Annotated in this window: 11 protein-coding genes; 6 read left to right on the top strand and 5 right to left on the bottom strand. The window is 71.8% G+C overall.

Annotated features, from left to right (window positions below; all coding sequences use genetic code 11):
• The first annotated feature begins 117 nt into the window (after window positions 1-117).
• Window positions 118-906, top strand: a complete 789-nt coding sequence (locus ACWD10_RS17605; protein WP_451091816.1) for an alpha/beta fold hydrolase — start codon at window positions 118-120, stop codon at window positions 904-906.
• A gap of 34 nt (window positions 907-940) precedes the next feature.
• Here the strand turns inward: ACWD10_RS17605 and ACWD10_RS17600 are convergent, their stop codons facing one another.
• Together ACWD10_RS17600 and ACWD10_RS17595 are read right to left on the bottom strand one after the other, a co-directional pair.
• Window positions 941-1837, bottom strand: a complete 897-nt coding sequence (locus ACWD10_RS17600; RefSeq protein ID WP_451091814.1) for a hypothetical protein — start codon at window positions 1835-1837, stop codon at window positions 941-943.
• 201 nt (window positions 1838-2038) lie between these two features.
• On the bottom strand, window positions 2039-2443 hold the full coding sequence (locus ACWD10_RS17595; RefSeq protein WP_451091812.1) for a hypothetical protein: 405 nt from the start codon (window positions 2441-2443) through the stop codon (window positions 2039-2041).
• Between the two features lie 163 nt (window positions 2444-2606).
• Here ACWD10_RS17595 and crcB (ACWD10_RS17590) point away from each other — a divergent pair, with 163 nt between their 5' ends.
• The 5 genes from crcB (ACWD10_RS17590) to ACWD10_RS17570 all read left to right on the top strand — a co-directional run bounded on the left by crcB (ACWD10_RS17590) (window position 2607) and on the right by ACWD10_RS17570 (window position 4893).
• Window positions 2607-3197 carry a fluoride efflux transporter CrcB gene (gene crcB / locus ACWD10_RS17590; protein WP_451091810.1) on the top strand — a complete coding sequence of 197 codons (591 nt, stop codon included), beginning with the start codon at window positions 2607-2609 and terminating at the stop codon, window positions 3195-3197.
• Window positions 3198-3205: 8 nt separating this feature from the next.
• Window positions 3206-3574, top strand: a complete 369-nt coding sequence (locus ACWD10_RS17585; RefSeq protein WP_451091808.1) for a DUF190 domain-containing protein — start codon at window positions 3206-3208, stop codon at window positions 3572-3574.
• Window positions 3571-3945 carry a fluoride efflux transporter CrcB gene (crcB, locus tag ACWD10_RS17580; RefSeq protein ID WP_451091806.1) on the top strand — a complete coding sequence of 125 codons (375 nt, stop codon included), beginning with the start codon at window positions 3571-3573 and terminating at the stop codon, window positions 3943-3945. Before ACWD10_RS17585 ends, crcB (ACWD10_RS17580) begins: the two co-directional genes overlap by 4 nt.
• Window positions 3946-4088: 143 nt before the next feature.
• Entirely contained in the window at window positions 4089-4253 is a 165-nt protein-coding gene (locus tag ACWD10_RS17575; RefSeq protein ID WP_451091804.1) for a DUF5993 family protein, read from the top strand.
• Between the two features lies 1 nt (window position 4254).
• Window positions 4255-4893 (top strand): disulfide bond formation protein B, encoded by a 639-nt coding sequence (locus ACWD10_RS17570; protein WP_451091802.1) that lies wholly within the window; start codon window positions 4255-4257, stop codon window positions 4891-4893.
• A gap of 64 nt (window positions 4894-4957) precedes the next feature.
• Here ACWD10_RS17570 and ACWD10_RS17565 read toward each other — a convergent pair whose 3' ends face one another.
• The 3 genes from ACWD10_RS17565 to ACWD10_RS17555 form a co-directional block, all read right to left on the bottom strand.
• On the bottom strand, window positions 4958-5323 hold the full coding sequence (locus ACWD10_RS17565) for an ArsR/SmtB family transcription factor (RefSeq protein ID WP_451091800.1): 366 nt from the start codon (window positions 5321-5323) through the stop codon (window positions 4958-4960).
• 71 nt (window positions 5324-5394) lie between these two features.
• A complete protein-coding gene (locus ACWD10_RS17560; protein ID WP_451091798.1) occupies window positions 5395-10359 on the bottom strand; it encodes a DNA repair ATPase in 4965 nt (1654 codons plus the stop codon).
• A 111-nt stretch (window positions 10360-10470) separates the two neighbouring features.
• A complete protein-coding gene (locus ACWD10_RS17555; RefSeq protein ID WP_451091796.1) occupies window positions 10471-12606 on the bottom strand; it encodes an SPFH domain-containing protein in 2136 nt (711 codons plus the stop codon).
• Between the last annotated feature and the right edge of the window lie 54 nt (window positions 12607-12660).

Here is a 12660-nt window from a genome sequence, read left to right as displayed (position 1 = left end):
ACCCCCGCCTCAGTCATCGAGCCCCGCCTCAGCATCGAAGCCCCGCCTCAGGAACATTGCTCCGAGATCAATGCACTCTATTGCACCGAGAAATACCCCGGTCCTAGGTTCCTGACCATGGCAAACGCACTCGCGTACGACGACACGGGCGCTCCAGGTGCCCCGGGCGACGATGCGTCGCTCCCGGTGGTCCTGATCCACGGCCACCCCTTCGACCGCTCCATGTGGACGCCCCAACTGGCCGACCTGAAAGGCGAGTTCCGCGTGATCGCGCCCGACCTGCGCGGCTACGGCGGCTCGCCGGTCGTGCCGGGAACGACGCCCTTCCCGGCATTCGCCGCGGACATCGAGGCGCTCCTCGACCACCTGGGCGTCGGCGACTTCGTGCTCGGCGGCCTCTCCATGGGCGGCCAGCTCGCCATGGAGTGCGCGTGGCACTTCGGCCCCCGGGTACGGGGCCTGGTCCTGGCCGATACGTCGCCGGGCGCCGAAACACCTGAGGGCCGCGACTGGCGCCGCGGGCTCGCCGCGCGCCTGGAGCGGGAGGGGATGCGCGGGTACGCGGAGGAGGTGCTGTTCCAGATGGTCGCGCCGGACGCCGCCCCCGAGGTCGCGGACCACGTCCTGCGCATGATGACCGGCACCGACCCACGGGGCGCGGCGGCGGCCCTGCGCGGCCGGGCCGAACGTCCGGACTACACGGAGCTGCTCGGCCGGATCGCCGTACCGTCCCTGGTCGTGGTCGGTTCCCGGGACACGTTCACGCCGGTCGACGGGGCCCGGGCGATGCACGCGGCGCTGCCCGACGCCGAGCTGTGCGTGATCGAGGGCGCGGCCCATCTGCCGAACCTGGAGCGCCCGGGAGAGTTCAACGCGGCGTTGCGGCGGCTGCTCTCCCGGGTGTGAGGTCCCTCAAGGGCAGCCACGGGCAGACCGGCCCTCAGCGGTTCCGGGGCCGCCCCGCCGCCTTGGACCGTCCCGCCGCCTTGAGCCGTTCCTCCACCTTGGCCCGCCCGTTCCACCAGGCCGCCGCCGCCACCGCGAGCCCCGCGAGCAGAATCGTCCAGGCCGTCACGCGCAGGGACGCCGTCAGGGCGTCGTAGACCGCGGCGACGGCGGGCTTGGAGACGTCCGGCGGCAGGTCGGAGAGGGTCATCCGGCGGGCGATGGCCAGGCCGATGGCGAGCAGGGCCGCGCCCAGGGCCAGGCCGAGTGCGGTGGCGGTGAGGGCGCGGCGGCGGCGCAGCGCGAGCGCGATCCCGGCGGCCGCGCAGAGCAGCGCGGCGAGCGGCAGCCAGAGCCCGGCGACCTGAAGCATGTGGGAGCCCTTCCGCAGATTGCCGAGGTCCTTGGCGCGCATGACGGTGACCTCGGTGTGCTGCACCGGGATGGCGTCGGCGAACGGCACGCCGTCCTCGGCCAGTTGCCCCTTGACGCGCTCGGTGATCGGCGCGATGTCGATGGTGACGTTGCTGGTTCCGCCCTTGTCGAGGGCTTCCTGTACGGCGTCGTACGCGGCCCGGTTCGCGGCGTCCCAGGCGGTCCGGAAGGCGTCGGTGGCGGCGAACGAGCGCACCGCGTCGACCACGAAGCCCTCCACCGCGACCTCGAGGGGTCCCAGGTCGACCTGCTTGAGGATCTCGTCGCTCACCACGTCCGCGACCGCCCTCTGTACGTCCGGGTCGTCGGCGAGCGGCGCCATCGCGTCGACGTACCGGTCGGAGTCGCCGATCTGGTACTTGGCCCAGGTGGAGAGCGCGCCGAGCGGGGTGAGCAGGCAGGCGAGTACGAGCAGGACGATCGACAGCGCCTGCACACCGCGTACTTCCCGGGACATCCGCACACCGTCCAGGCAAGGCCGCCCGGCCCCGCCCCGCGAGCGGTGCTGCTGCGCACGAGTGGCCGCGTGACCCGTACGGCCCCATCACGGTGGCCTGCCCGTGCGGGTGTCCCGGGCAGAGGCGTACCGGGCGCCCCCTTGGCTTCCCCGGGCAGGGTCTGGCTCCCCGGGCAGGCGTCTGGCTTCCCCGGGCAGCCGTCAGTCGTTCTCGTGCGTGTAGTACCAGTAGAACAACGCGCAGGCGATCCCCGCGGCTATCAGGCCCCCCATGATCGTGGAGCGGAGCACGCTCGCGCCGGTCACGCTGTACAGGTAGCCGAGCGCGATGCCGAGGAACGTGAACCAGGCAAGCGCCCGCTGCTCCCTGGGCAGCCGTGGCCCCGCGGTGCGCAGGGCCAACCAGATGGCCGCGAAGAGGATGCCGGTGACGATCCCGAGAGCCAGGTTGTCCGCGGTGATCGGGCCCCCGCCGCGCTCCCGGCCGGCCGTCCAGTAGCCGTACAGGGCGCCGAGTACGACCGCGAGCCCAGTGTTGACCATGAGGCGACGGTGGGCCTCGGCCCCGGTGGTGGTTCCCGCGCGTGCGGGTGCGGCATGTGCCATGACGGCCTCCTCGGGTGCGGTCGCGACGGTCGCGACGTCCCCCGCACATTCCCTGCCACCTTCCAGGGCACCTCGCCGGGGTCCGTAAGGCAAGTCGGTACCCCACGTGACCCGTCGTGACCCCACGGGCCCGGCACAGCGGGGCGGCATACCCTTGCTGCCCATGGGAGTACGGCAGGACCGGGAGAACCGGGAGAACCGGGAGAACCGGGAGAACCGGGAGAACCGGGAGGACGCGGCATCCGGGGCCGGTTCGGAGCCCGAGCCTGTCGCCGACGTCTTCGGGGTCCGGCGACCTTCGGTGTCCGGAGGCCCCGCTGGGAAACCCCCGCGCCGACGGTTCCGTACGCCCGTGCTCCTGCGCGGCCAGGCCCCTGTGCTCGGCGCCGTCGCGCTCGGCGGGGCCTGCGGGGCCGCCGCCCGCTACGGTGCCGGGCTGCTCTGGCCGACGGCACCGGGCACCTTTCCCTGGACCACGCTCGGCGTGAACGCGCTCGGGTGCGCGGCCATGGGCATCCTCATGGTGGTGATCACCGAGGGGCGCCAGGCACATCCGCTGGTCCGGCCGTTTCTCGGCACCGGGGTGCTCGGCGGCTTCACCACCTTCTCGACGTACGCCGTGGACATTGAGAACCTCACGAACGTAGGCGAGGCCCGCACCGCCCTGGCCTATCTGGCCCTGACCCTGTTCGCCGCTCTCGCGGCGGTCTGGCTTGCGGCGACGGCGACGCGTCGCCTGCTGCGACGGAGGTGACGAGGACGATGATGCGGCTGACCGGCGAGGCGCTGCGCGTGACCATCCTTATCGGAGAGAGCGACCTGTGGCACCACAGGCCCCTCTACAGCGAGATCGTGCACCGCGCACGGGACGCGGGCCTCGCGGGCGCGAGCGTCTTCAAGGGCATCGAGGGCTTCGGCGCCTCCTCGCTGGTGCACACCCAACGGCTGCTCTCCATGAGCGAGGACATGCCGGTCGCGATCCTGATCGTGGACACCGAGGACCGGATCCGCGGCTTCCTGCCGCAGCTCGACGAGCTGGTCACCGAGGGCCTGGTGATCCTCGACGACTGCGAGGTCATCCGGTACGTCGGCCGCGACCAGGATGAGGGACAGGGCGGGCGGGGCGCGTGAACTGGCTGCTCGTCCTCGCCGGAGGCGCCGTCGGCGCGCCCCTGCGCTATCTCACCGACCGCGTGGTGCAGTCCCGGCACGACTCGGTCTTCCCGTGGGGCACCTTCGCGGCGAACGTCGCCGGGTGTCTGGCCCTCGGCCTGCTCACCGGCGCGGTCCTCGCGGGCGCCGCCTCGTCGCAGCTCCATCTGCTGCTCGGCACCGGACTGTGCGGGGCGCTCACCACGTACTCGACCTTCTCGTACGAGACGCTCCGCATGGCCGAGTCGGGGGCCCGGTTCTACGCCACGATGAACGTCCTGGTCAGCGTGGTCGCCGGGCTCGGCGCGGCCTTCGTGGGCGTCGCCCTCGCCGAGGCGTTCTGGGCGTAGCCGTCCCCAGGGCCGCCCCCAGGCTGCACCCAGGGCCGGTGGTCGGTTCCGTCATCCGGTGATTGGTTCCTTCACGTGGTCTTCGGCCGGTGCCGCGCCGCGCTGCCCGGGCGGTGGGCCGGTGCTGGCTACGGTCCGCAGCCATGGACACTTTGATCTTCGCGGGCCTGCTCGCCACCTGGTGGGTCCTGTACCGGGAGCGCGGCCGTCCGATGCTCCAGATCCTCTGGTGGGTGCTGCTCGTCGCCGCACTGCTGCTGCTCTCGCACCACATCACGAGCAGCCTGAAGCTGGGGCTGAACTACTGACATGGCCGCCGTCACCGAAAAGACGATCCCGGAGCTCGACCACGCCCCCCTCGGCCGGATCCAGTACTGGTTCGCCTGCTTCTTCGCGGCGGGCTGGACGGCCATCGTGTGCGCCGGACTCGGCGTGCAGTTCATCAGCTGGGACTACCCCTGCCCGCTCTGCATGATCCAGCGGATGTTCATGCTGCTCGCCGCGCTCGGCGCCGCGTACATCGTGCGCAAGGGCCTGACCGGCACGATCACGCGCCGCGACTACATGATGGGCTGGGGCCTGGCCCTGGTCGGCTCCATGGGCGGCGCCTTCGCGGCCTGGCGGCAGACCATGCTGCACATCCTGCCGGGCGACGAGGGGTACGGGTCGCCGGTGCTCGGCCTGCACATGTACGTGTGGGCGTGGATCCTCTTCATGGCCTCGGTGGTGGCCGTCGGCATCGTCCTGGCCTTCGCACACCACACGACCGACCGCCATGTCCCCACCACCGGGATCTCCGCGCTGCTCGGCCGGGCCGTCCTCTGGTTCATCGGCCTGGTGATCGCGGTCAACCTGGTCGTGGTCTTCGGCCTGGAGGGCTTCAACTGGTTCCTGCCGGACGACCCGCAGCGGTACGAGCTCTTCTACCAGCTGGGCATTCTCGGCTGACGGCGGGACGGTCGTTGGTTGCTGCCGGACAGCCGTCGATCGCTGCCGGACAGTCGTTGCTTGCTTACGGGCGGGCCAGGAGCTGGCCCATCGCCGCGAGTACGGACGGCTCCACCCGGTAGTACACCCAGGTGCCGCGCCGCTCGGAGCTGAGCAGGCCCGCCTCCTTGAGCTTCTTCAGGTGGTGGCTGACCGTCGGCTGCGACACCCCCACATCGGAGATGTCGCAGACGCAGGCCTCCCCGCCCTCGTGCGAGGCGACGAGCGAGAAGAGCCGCAGCCGCACCGGGTCGCCGAGCGCTTTGAACATCGCGGCCGTGCGGGCCGCCTCCGCGGGGGTGAGCGGGCGTTCCGTGAGCGGGGGGCAGCACGGCACGACCTCGCTGACCTCGGCGATCTCGGTGACCTCAGCGACCTTTGTCTTCGGCATGCCTCCATGTTGACACGTATCGATATCGGCGTTCGTCGATCAGCCGTCGATTACTCGCCAGCGGTGCGCTGCTACTCGCCAGCGGTGCGCTGCTCGGCTTCGACGGCCGCGGGCCTCGCCGCGTGCCGCGCCCCCGGGTTGGCCATCAGGTGGCGCGGGTCCGTCGCCCGCACGATCGCCGACTCCACCGCCGCAAGCCGGTCCGCGAGCAGCCCGAGCGCCGCGACCGCGCGGACCCCCGGGTCGTCCTCGGCGCCGCCGAGCGCCCGTTCGCGGACGTAGCCGGACCTGACCTCGGCCCAGCGGGCGGCCGCCTCCGGGGTGAGGGTGCCGCGCAGCTCGGCCAGCTTGAGCAGGTTGGCCTCGGCGCCGGAGGCCAGGGTGCGGGCCTCGCCCGCGTAGTGGTCGTCGATGACGGCGGCCAGTTCGGCCTCGTTCATCACCGGCACGATCCGCTCGGCGATCTTGTTCATGTTCCGGTACGAGCCCTGTAGCCGGAACGGCGGCTCCGTACGGCTCGCCTCCGCCTGCGCGGCCGACGCGATGTACGCCGCGTTGACCGCGAGCACCGTGCGCCGGGCGGTCAGGAGATGCCGAAGCACCGCGAGGATCCGCTCCAACTCGGCCGGTGCGTACGGGTGGTGCAGCCGGTCCGCACGCGCCGTCGGGTCGCCCTCCGCCAGGCGTACAAGGAGATCCAGGTCCGCGCGGTCCCGCCCGGCCAGCGGCGCGAGCACCGGGTTCGACGTGAGCGCGTTCTCGATGAAGCTGTATGCGAACGCGTCTGCCTTGCCGCTGAGCACATCGCCCAGGTCCCACACGTCGGCCCGGTTGGCCAGCATGTCCGGGATCCGGAAGCGCTGCCCCGACTCGGTGTACGGATTGCCCGCCATGCACACCGCGAACCGCTTGCCGCGCAGGTCGTACGTCTTCGTGGCGCCCTTCCACACGCCCTCGATGCGGCGCTGCGCATCGCACAGGGAGATGAACTTCTGCAGCAGTTCGGGTGAGGTGTGCTGGATGTCGTCCAGGTAGAGGAGGGTGTTGTTGCCTGCCTCCAGCGCGAAGTTGATCTTCTCGATCTCCTGGCGGGCCGTTGCGTTCGGGGCCTCCGCCGGGTCGAGGGACGTCACCGCGTGGCCGAGGGCCGGGCCGTTGACCTTGACCAGGACGAGGCCGAGGCGTTCGGCCACGTACTCCATGAGCGTCGTCTTGCCGTAGCCGGGTGGCGAGACGAGCAGCAGCAGGCCGTTGCTGTCCGTGCGCCGGTCGGCGTCGGCGGTGCCGAGTTGCTTGGCGAGGTTGTCGCCGATCAGCGGCAGATACACCTCGTCGATCAGGCGGTTCCGTACGAAGGCGCTCATCACCCGCGGCCGGAACTCGGCAAGGCGGAGGCGGTTGCGCTCGGCGGCCACCAGGGCGGTGCGCTGCCGCTGGTACTCCCGGAAGCCGGGCACCTCGTGCTCCGCGAACTCCCCGGTCCGGGCGAGGAATTCATCGATCCGTACGGTGAGCGCGCGGCCCTCGATCCGCGGGTGCGCCCCGAGCAGGCCCGCCACGCGCTCCTCGATCCGCGCCTCCGCCTCGTACCGCGGCAGCTCCGGGCAGAGCTCCATGGCGACGGCCTCCGCGAGGTCCCCGGCGTCGACGTCGGTCCCGGACGCGGCGGCGTACGAACCGAGCCAGGCCGCGACGAGCTGTCGTCGGGCGGCCACGTCCGCGATCCCGCGCAGATCCTCCTCGTACGCCGAACTGTCCATGGAACGACGGAACTTGTCGACGAGCGCACGGGCACCCGGACCGGTCACGAAGCCCTCGGGACCGGGCGCTGTCAGCTCCTCGAAGAGATACTCGGCCGCCAGAGCGCCGCCTCCGGACGCCTCGGCTCCGGTCATCTCGGCTCCGGTCACCCCGGCGTCCGTCATCGCCGCCGCCAGCTCCGCCCGCAGCTCCTCGATCGCCGGGGCGAGACCGAACGTCTCCCGTGCGCGAGCGAGCGAGACCGCGCGCCGCGTCCATGCCTGCCGCGCGGTCTCGTCCGTCGCCGCCCAGAACTCCTGCGCCGCCGCGCGCGCCGCGGGCGCGTAGCGCAGCAGGCCCGCGCCGGTGTGCAGCCGGACCAGGGCGGCCAGGATCGCCGCCGCGTCCCGGTCGTGCACGCCGCGCTCGTAGCCCTCGTCGTAGGCCGACTCGGCCGCCGTACGGACGAGAACGTGCAGGTCATCGGCGTCGGCGAGGGCCGCGGCCCCGTGCTCCGCGAGCAGCCGCGCCGCCAGGTACTCGGCCCGGTAGACCGTCTCCGACTCCGACGGGAGCAGGCGCGGCCAGTACGGGCGGGTCGCGGAGCACGTCGTGAAAGCAGCGTCGGTGACCGGAGCCCGGTAGTCCGTGCCGGTCAGGGCGAAGGACAGGCCCTCGCCCTGCGGCACCAGGGTCAGGTCCAGGTCCTGGGTGTTGACGGCGAAGCGGTGCCGGCCGAGTCGGAGCACCGCGCCGCCGTCCGCGTACAGGTCGGTGCGGTCGCGCAGCGCCCGGGACGCCTCCTGGCGGGCGGACTTGAGCCGTCCGTCCAGCTCGTCGGCGCGCACCGGGTCGCCGAGCTCGCGCAGCTCCTCGGCGGTGCGGCGGACCTTCGCGACCATCGGGTCCGAGGCGAAGTACGTATGGACCGCGTCCAGGTCCGCGAGCTGGGCGGCGCGGCGGCGGACGGTGTCCAGGACGCGGGACGCGGAGTCCGCGAGCCGTTCGGCGTGCCGGGCGCGGGCGTCCTCGAGGGTCTGCTTGCGCGCGGAGAACGCCTCGTACACCTCGCCGCGCTTGGCGCCGAGCTCGTCCAGGAAGTCGTCGAACTCGGCGAACCGGGACTCCAGGTTCTCCACCTGAAGCAGCAGCCTGGCCAGTTGCTCCTCGCACGCCTCCGGCGTGTCCGCGGCCGCGAGTGCGCCCGTGACCGCCTGCCCGAGCAGCGCGAACTCGGCCGCGAACGCGGCCCGGCCCTCCTGGTCGAGCAGTTCGCGGCGGCGGGCGGCGAGGGTGGCGCGGGCCCGGTTGACGCCGCCGAGGACCTCCGCGATCCGCTCCAGGATGGACGTGCGGACGGTCGCGTCCCCGATGTCGAGCCCGGCGACCGTCTCGGTGAGCAGCTGGAGGCCCTCGGTGCGGGCGTCGAGCGCGGCGCCGACCGGCTCGGCTGCGGCGGCCGTGTCGACCGCCTCCGCCTCCGCGACCAGGCGCTCGACCTCCGCGTGGTAGTCGGTGAACGCGTCCTCGCGCCGCAGAAAGGCCACGGCACGCTGCGCGGTCGCCGTGATGCCGTCCTCGGCCTCTTCCGCGAGGGCGTCGATCCGCTCGGTGTCGGCGTACCGCAGCTCCTTGAGGGTGATCAAGTGGCCCTGGGCGTGCCGGAGTTCGGTGATCGAGCCGACCCACTGTTCGGCGGTGCGCGGGGCCTCGCCGTGGATCCGGCGCACCAGGGCGGTGAGGCGGTTCTCGGCCTCTTCCAGGGCCTCGGCGGCCTGCCGGGTCAGGGTCTGTACGGTCTCGAACTCGGCGAGCACCTGCTCGGCGGTGGCCCGTACGTCGGTCAACGGGGCGAGCAGTTCACCGAGTTCGGGCTCGCCGAGCCAGTGGTACTGGTCGGCCGCGCGCACGCAGGACGTCACCAGGGACTCGTACACGCCGCTGGTCGGCGTCGTCTCGGCGACCGCCCGCGCGATGGACAGACAGTCCGAAATGCCGCGGACGAGATCGGCGTTGCCGACCCGCGCGAGCGGCCCCTCCCCGGCGGGCTCCGCGGCGGCGTACGTGTCCGAGACGTACGGGCTGCGCCAGATCTGCAGCGGGTGCACCCGCGCGGGCTCACTGGACTCGGCCCGCAGCACGATCAGCGTCCCGTCCTCGAAGAGCGCCCAGCCGTGGCAGGGCAGCGGGGTCGCGACCTCCTTACGGATCACGTTGTACGGCAGCAGCAGGCTGCGGCCCGTCGCGCGCGCGTGGTACGCGAACAGGACGTCCTCGCCGTTGGGGGAGCGGAGCACCCGCTCGAACTCCAGGTCCGCGGCGTCCGGAGCACCCAGGTCGAAGGTTTTGTACGCCCCTGTGGCCAGGCAGTAGCCGCCGGGGAAGACGATGCCCTGGTCCTCGGGAAGGTGGTGGCAGGCTCTGCCGATGCCGTCGAGGCGTACGACGGTCCGGGTGAGGGTGTTGAAGACGAGGTGGCGGGGCGTCTCCTCCTTGTACGGGCGGATGCGCAGCAGGATCAGGGCGCCCACGCGCGCGTGGTGCACCTCGGCGTCGGCGAGGGACTGGAGCGGCTCGTCGACGGGCTCGGCGTACATGCCCTCGCCGGTCTCGGTGTCGTTCTCGAGCTTGACGGTGAGGGTGCCGCCGACCGTCTCGACGAAGACCTCGCCGCCGATGGAGATGTGCGGGTGGCGGCCGAGGACGTGGTCCTCGCGGGTGGCCTCGGTCCACGCGAAGTCGTGGGCGGGCGGGAAGACATGGTCGCGGTCGCCGCGCGCGTCCAGGAATGCAGCGCTCCCGTCGAGGCCGATGCGCCACCGCAGCACGCGGATGTCCTCGGTCTTCTCGCCGGTCTGGAACACGGCGAGCAGCTTGCCGTCCAGGTGCCGCAGCTGGAGCAGGCGCGCGTCCCGGTAGTAGCGGTGCAGCGCCTCGAACTCGCGGCGGAAGTCAGGGTCGTCGAGGAGGCCGGGCAGCGCGTCCTCGGGCAGCCGGTTCAGCTCGTGGTCGTGCAGCGCGAAGACGTCCCCGACCGCGGTCTCCGGAGCCTGGCCGGTCGACGCGTGGTAGCCGGAGAGCAGCAGGCCGCCGACCTGGACGAGGTCGCGGGGCAGACAGGTGTGCTCGGTGCGGATCCGCTCGGTGCCGGTGAGGGCGAGCCCGGTGGAGCCGAAGGTCTCGGTCCTGCGGCCGTTCAACTCCTCGGCGCGGCGGGCCAGTTCGGCGGCCTGCTCGGTGAGGCGGCCGCGCAGCACCTCATAGGTGCCGGTGTCGACACCGGTCGCGGATGCCATGACGGGTCCTTTCACGAAAGGGGGTGCTTCCGAGCCGCCGTCCCCTGCGCGGCAGCTCGGAAGCACCGGTCTGTGGTGCCTCGGCGGCACCGGTCTGTGATGCCTCGGGTGTTACGCCGTGACGGTGGGCGCGGAGCCGTTGGCTCCGGTGACTCCGCTGACTCCGGTGACTGCGCTGACGCCGTCGGGTCCGCCCAGCGGCATGTCCGCCAGGCCCAGCTCGCGGGCCTTGTCGAGCAGTTGCTGCATCTGCCCGGCCTGCGGCGCGCCGCCGGACTTCATCAGCTTCATCAGCAGCGCGGACACCGTCAGGTTCCGCACATCGCCGGTCGACACCGAGCCGAGGATCCGGCTCAGGTCGTCCGTGAAGCTCGCGGAGCCGTCCAGCCACGGGCCCGCGAGGGCCTGCGCCGTCTCGGAGTGCTGCACGAACCCGTCCACGCCCTTGCCGAGCGCGATGGACGACACCAGGCGGTCGAAGAAGACCGACTCGCCGCCGACGATGTTGATGTCGGCGCTCTCCAGGCCGGTCGCGAGCACCGTGGCCTGCGCCTCGGCGACCTTCTGCTGCACCTCGATCCCGGCGAGCCGGATGTCCTTCTCGGCCTCCAGGCGGAGCCGGTACTCCTCGTGCGTACGGGACGCCTCGTCCAGGGCCGCCATCGCGGCGGCCTTCTCGGTCAGACCCTCCGCCTCGGCCTTCAGCTTCCGGCCGATCGCCTCGGCATCCGCCCTGGCCTGCGCCTCGGCGCCCTCGGCGTCCGCGAGTGCCTTGGCACGGGCACCCTCGGCCTCGGCGCGCAGCCGGGCCTCGGTGGCCTCGGCCTCCGCACGCCCCGCCTTCTCGATCGCGTCCGCCTCCTTCTCACGGACCTGCACCAGGGCCAGACCCTCCGCGGCGGCCTCGGCCTGAAGCCCCTCGGCAAGCCGCAGCTTGGCGCGGGCGTCCAGGTCGGAGGACTTCAAGCGGGCCTCCGCGAGGGTCAGTTCCTCGGCGGCCCGGTGCGTGGCGGCCTGCTCGGCGGCCTCGGCGGCCTTGATGTCCTTGACCAGGTTCTCCTGCGCCTCCGCCTCCGCGGCGATGATCACGGCCTGCCGCTTGCGCTCCGCCTCCTCGACGGCGCGCAGCTTCTTGATGGACTCCTCCTGCTCGGCGACCGTGCGGTCCACGGCGACCCGCTCCCGGATGACGTCCGCGATCTCCCGCTTCTCGGCCTCCACTTCCTTGTCGGCGGCGATCGAGGAGAGCCGGGTCTCGCGCTCGCGGGCGATGGCCTCCAGCATGCGGTCCTTCTCGATCCGCTCGTTCTCGACGGCGATGACCCGCTCGCGGTTCTTTTCCGCGACGGCGACCTCGCGGGCCTGGTTCTCGCGCTGCACCCCGAGCTGTTCCTCGGTCTTCAGGAACGCGGACTGGGCGCGCAGGCGCTCCTCCTCCATCACCCGGGCGGTCTCGGCCTCTTCACGGGCGCGTACGGTCTCGACCTCACGGCGCTGCCGGGCCTCGGCGTCGGCCTGGCGGCGCTCCAGCTCCAGGATGGCCTCGCGGGCGTCGACGTTCTGCCGCGTGGTCTCCTTCTCCTCGTGCCGCTGGAACTCATTGGTGCGCACCCGCTCCACGGCGGTCAGCTCGGTGATCTTCCGGATGCCCTGGGCGTCCAGGATGTTGTGGCTGTCGAGCTGCTGGAGCGGCGTCTGCTCCAGGTAGTCGATCGCCGCGTCCTCGAGGGCGTACCCGTTCAGGTCGGTGCCGATGACCTGGATGATGCGGTCCCGGAACTCGTCGCGCTTGGTGTAGAGGTCGGTGAAGTCCAGCTGCTTGCCGACGGTCTTGAGCGCCTCGGAGAACTTGGCGTTGAACAGCTCCTGGAGCGTGTTCTGGTCGCTGGCGCGCTGTGTGCCGATCGCCTGGGCGACCTTGACGACGTCCTCGGTGGTCTTGTTGACCCGTACGAAGAACGAGATCCGGATGTCCGCGCGGATGTTGTCCTTGCAGATCAGGCCGTCCCGGCCGGTACGGGTGATGTCGATGGTCTTGACCGAGATGTCCATCACCTCGGCCTTGTGCAGCACCGGCAGGACGACCTGCCCGGTGAAGGTCACATCGACCTTGCGCATCTTGGAGACGATCAGCGCCTTGCCCTGTTCGACCTTGCGGAAGAGCCGGGTGATGACGAGCAGGATCGCGATCGCGATGATCACGACGACGGCGATGAGCGCGCCGAGACCCGTGGAGATGGCATCCATCGTTGAGTCCTCGTAAGTCTGTGGAAGCGGAACGGACCGTAAGTCCGTCGCGGG

The sequence above is a fragment of the Streptomyces sp. NPDC002851 genome (genome assembly GCF_053591935.1).
Note: the sequence above shows the minus strand (reverse complement) of the source record. Positions and strands in the feature narration are given on the sequence as shown.

What these genes read in the sequence shown, in the direction of transcription:
- ACWD10_RS17555 (WP_451091796.1), bottom strand. Translation starts at nt 12,606, where the DNA reads ATGGATGCCATCTCCACGGGTCTCGGCGCGCTCATCGCCGTCGTCGTG.
- ACWD10_RS17575 (WP_451091804.1), top strand. Translation starts at nt 4,089, where the DNA reads ATGGACACTTTGATCTTCGCGGGCCTGCTCGCCACCTGGTGGGTCCTG.
- ACWD10_RS17560 (WP_451091798.1), bottom strand. Translation starts at nt 10,359, where the DNA reads ATGGCATCCGCGACCGGTGTCGACACCGGCACCTATGAGGTGCTGCGC.
- ACWD10_RS17565 (WP_451091800.1), bottom strand. Translation starts at nt 5,323, where the DNA reads ATGCCGAAGACAAAGGTCGCTGAGGTCACCGAGATCGCCGAGGTCAGC.
- ACWD10_RS17600 (WP_451091814.1), bottom strand. Translation starts at nt 1,837, where the DNA reads ATGTCCCGGGAAGTACGCGGTGTGCAGGCGCTGTCGATCGTCCTGCTC.
- ACWD10_RS17595 (WP_451091812.1), bottom strand. Translation starts at nt 2,443, where the DNA reads ATGGCACATGCCGCACCCGCACGCGCGGGAACCACCACCGGGGCCGAG.
- crcB (WP_451091810.1), top strand. Translation starts at nt 2,607, where the DNA reads ATGGGAGTACGGCAGGACCGGGAGAACCGGGAGAACCGGGAGAACCGG.
- ACWD10_RS17585 (WP_451091808.1), top strand. Translation starts at nt 3,206, where the DNA reads ATGATGCGGCTGACCGGCGAGGCGCTGCGCGTGACCATCCTTATCGGA.
- ACWD10_RS17605 (WP_451091816.1), top strand. Translation starts at nt 118, where the DNA reads ATGGCAAACGCACTCGCGTACGACGACACGGGCGCTCCAGGTGCCCCG.
- ACWD10_RS17570 (WP_451091802.1), top strand. Translation starts at nt 4,255, where the DNA reads ATGGCCGCCGTCACCGAAAAGACGATCCCGGAGCTCGACCACGCCCCC.